The organism is Roseibacillus persicicus (assembly GCF_014651675.1).
In the GTDB taxonomy this organism is placed as follows: domain Bacteria; phylum Verrucomicrobiota; class Verrucomicrobiia; order Verrucomicrobiales; family Akkermansiaceae; genus Roseibacillus; species Roseibacillus persicicus.
Map to the genome: position 1 here is coordinate 62,459 of NZ_BMXI01000001.1, position 3,499 is coordinate 65,957.

2 protein-coding genes and 2 pseudogenes are annotated in these 3,499 nt (G+C 49.8%); 1 reads left to right on the top strand and 3 read right to left on the bottom strand.

The genetic code is table 11. The features are described from left to right. Positions 1 to 159 precede the first annotated feature (159 nt). The 3 genes and pseudogenes from IE099_RS20730 to IE099_RS21115 all read right to left on the bottom strand — a co-directional run. Complete coding sequence (locus IE099_RS20730) at positions 160 to 570, bottom strand: hypothetical protein (protein WP_229809323.1); 411 nt, start codon at positions 568 to 570, stop codon at positions 160 to 162. A gap of 288 nt (positions 571 to 858) precedes the next feature. Beyond that, a pseudogene (locus IE099_RS21110) lies at positions 859 to 1,359 on the bottom strand (transposase); the annotation flags it as partial. Between the two features lie 499 nt (positions 1,360 to 1,858). Then, positions 1,859 to 2,062: pseudogene (locus tag IE099_RS21115) on the bottom strand (transposase); the annotation flags it as partial. A 228-nt stretch (positions 2,063 to 2,290) separates the two neighbouring features. Between IE099_RS21115 and IE099_RS00305 the strand changes: the two are divergent. Next, positions 2,291 to 3,343 (top strand): hypothetical protein, encoded by a 1,053-nt coding sequence (locus IE099_RS00305; protein WP_189566214.1) that lies wholly within the window; start codon positions 2,291 to 2,293, stop codon positions 3,341 to 3,343. The last annotated feature ends 156 nt before the right edge of the window (positions 3,344 to 3,499 follow it).

Here is a 3,499-nt window from a genome sequence, read left to right on the forward strand (position 1 = left end):
TTGAAAAGAGACTGCTTGGCGGGCTTCGTCACTCGCCATGGGGGAGAACTCAACGAGAAGGTTTTTCAATCCATCCGAGCGCTCCTCAAGGAACCTGATGTTCTTAAATCAGTCTGCAATCCCTACTCCGAATAACGGCAAGTTCATTTGAAAAACGGTCTAGTCCACGCGTTTGAACATTTTGTTGAGGCGTCGAACGAGTTTCTTTGTTTCGCTGTCGTCTTTTCCTTTTCGGATAAGACGATTGACCGAGTTTTCGTGGCCCATCTTGAGTTGCTGGGTGATCCACTGATTTGTGACTTCTGTTTTGGATTTCAGGAGCGTCGCGATAGCGACTTTTCGATAGTCTCCCTTTCTGAGCGACTCTTGTTTATCATCCAGCGTGAGTTCTAGTTCTTCGAAGCTTTTCTGAATGATCTTCTTTGCTTCTGTGATTCCATGGCTTCTTAAAATTTCTGGAGTAAGGCTAGTTCTTTTGCGAGTCTTCAATCCTTGAGTATCTGCGATCGCTAGAAGTCGATCACGAAAAGACTCATCGCCGAGATACCAGCCTCTACGGAGAGCGCTCATCGCTTCGGGAGAAAGTGTTCCTCGATGATTGCTCGCTCGTTCTTCCAAGTATTTGACATAGGCACGTCTACCACGCCCATTCTTGGCCAATTCGAAAGCAGCAAGGACACGGTCTCGCACGAGCCAGTCTGGACTCCGATTTCGGGAGTAATGTTTAAGACTGCTCCAAGGGTAGTCGATGAGAGGGCCATGAGGACCACCTGCGAGTTTGGCTCTTGCCGGGTTGAGGTGGATGTAGTCCGCAACCACTCTGAATTGAGCTCCGTCCGAAGCGAGTTCACCGGAAACAGGGATCGCCTTGTAGCGTCCCTGGAAAACATGTCCACGGCGTTGATGCTTCCGGTTCCAAGCTTGCGCAAAGGCTCCAAGCAGAAGCTTCATACCCGAAGCGAGGTTGGCTTCGGGAGTTTCCAAAAGCAGGTGGAAATGGTTTCCCATGAGGACCCAAGCGTGAACTTTCCACCCGTGGCTCTCGCAAACGTCGCTGAGCCATTTTAAGAAGAGAAGGCGGTTGGCATCGTCTAAGAAGATGAACTTTCCGCCATCTCCACGGGCCATTGGAGGGAGAATGATGAAAATTGAAAGGGGATCCCAGCAAAATGTTCGGATGCGTGGACTGACCCGAATGGCATGGACTGACCCGAATGGCACTGCACGTGGACTGACCCGAATGGCACTGCACTTCCGTGCGGGCTTTTTCGGAATAAGGAACCCCAAAAAGGTAACATCGCCATCTCTCGAGCGCTTCTTTGTTGGGAACCACTGGCGCTGGCGAAACGGCTGCCGCATCTGGGCCCGCTGGGTGTTCGACTCCGCCTAGGCTATCAACGCGAAAACTTTGAAGCCACTGCAAGGCCTTTTGTGCCAGCTGGCCTCCCGCCACGGCTTCGCCGTAGCTACACCAGCGGTAGTCCTTCGGATCCTGACAAATGCCCGCCCGCACAGGATTGAGGTCGATGTAGGCGGCCATGGTCTTGATGGCGGCCCCTTTCCCTTCCACCAAAACCGAGCGAAAACGGTCTTCCCAGAGAGTGCCGCGGCGGTTGTGGCGGCCGTTGAACCATTGGGTGAAGCGCTGCTTGAGAACCTTCATGTAGCGGCTGATATCCCACATCCGGCTGAACCACCTTTCGCGCAATTCCTCAGCTGACTTGTCATTTCCCTGGCCTCGATAGTGGGACAGTTCCCACTCCAATTCGGTCGCCGCCTCATCGCCCAGACAACTGCGAACATGCGCCACCAAGCCCGCATCATCAGGCAATTCCGAGTCTTCCGGACGCTGCGGCACCTCCACGAGAATGTGAAAGTGATTGGACATCACCGCATAAGAAATCACCCGCAAGCCGTAGAGCTTCTCGTAGAGGCGCATGTAGCGAACGAACTGTTCTTTCTCCGCCTCCCCCAGTAAAAACTCCCGCCCCACCACCCGGGAAACGCAATGGTAATAAGCTTGGCCATGGCCGGGCGGGACTTTGACGCGGGGTCGTCTCATTCCGAAAACCTACCAAATCCCGCTCATTGTTTTGAAAAGATTGGCGGGTTTCCGACCTTTCTTTAAAATGTTAGATCGACGCTGAAACTGATTAAGTTAATTTTTTTACGTGCTGATAAAGCACGTCCGGCATCTCTGTCGTTTTATTCTTCAAAGCAGCGACAGAGTGCCGGAATTTACTGATTTTGAAAAGCTTCCAATTTGTCCACACGGCCTAATATCCTCATAATGAAATTGGTGAAAAACACGAGTGTTCCAAGTGCTCTTGGTTGGGTCGATTGGCTTTCTGAAGAGAAGCTGATTTTGTGGCATGGAGATCTTTGTGGATTTACTGTTTTAGACTCGGTTGGATTCACTGAGGATTGGACGTTTCACGAATCTGGTGTCTTGTTAGATCGTCATATAAAAGTAGATGGGGACAGGTTCGTTTACGCGGATGAAGGTGTTCTAGGGGTTTGTGATTTTAAGAAGAAATCTTGTGAACGTTTTTCTTGCTTAGAGGAATTTGATTTTTTGGTTCATGTTGTTGATAACGTCGCAATTTTAGATGGTGAGGACGGGGTTGCTGTAGTGGTAGAGTTAGATACAGGTAAAACCCAGAGGTTTAGTGGGGCCAATGTAATTTGTCCGTGTAAAGGATATGGCAGCAAAATTATCGGATACTGTGAAACGAGCGACGGGGAGTATCCGCACTATTTATGGGACTTTGAAAAGGATGGAGTCTTCACATTGACTGATGACCAGAAGAAGATTTCGCTCCCTTCTTCGTGGCAGGATATTCGTGTATGGCTTTTAGGCGAGGCCGGTTTCGCAATGTTTGATGCTGAGGGGGTGTCTGTTTATTTCTTTGACTGGGAGGGCCAGTTCGTAGGTGAGATAACGCTAGGAGGTGATTTAGATGACTCTTTTCAGCTCTTCGCTGTCGTTCCGTGGAGAGCTGAAGGGGAGCTAGGGGCTATTATAGTTGCTGTAGACGGGGTTGATAGGAAACAGCAATTGTTTACTGTTAAGAGCATGAGAATACCCAAGGTGGAAGTTAATGTTACAGTTAATCGATTGTATATTCCCGAAGGAGGATATGGCATTTGCGGGGCGAAGTTAATTTGGGTGGGTGAAAGTGAAAATGGAGGAAAGATTTGCAGCTTGGATTTGCAAGACGGAACAAAGACGGTGATCTTTGAGGGCGAGCCTATTTTTTGGCTCACTTGTTCTCAAGATGGGGTATTTTTCGGAGACAGATCGCACGGAGATGGTGATGTTTCATTTTTGGCTATAACATAAGATGGAGCGACGAGTGAAGTGGTCCCGTTATCGTTGCCAGTAAATTGCCTCTTTAGTTGATGCTGGTCTGGGGGCGGTTGTTTTTGTTTAGCTCCGTAGTTGGAGAGGTGGAATGGAGGGACTGGAGCGTAGCGGAAGGCCCGGAATGGAGCCTCT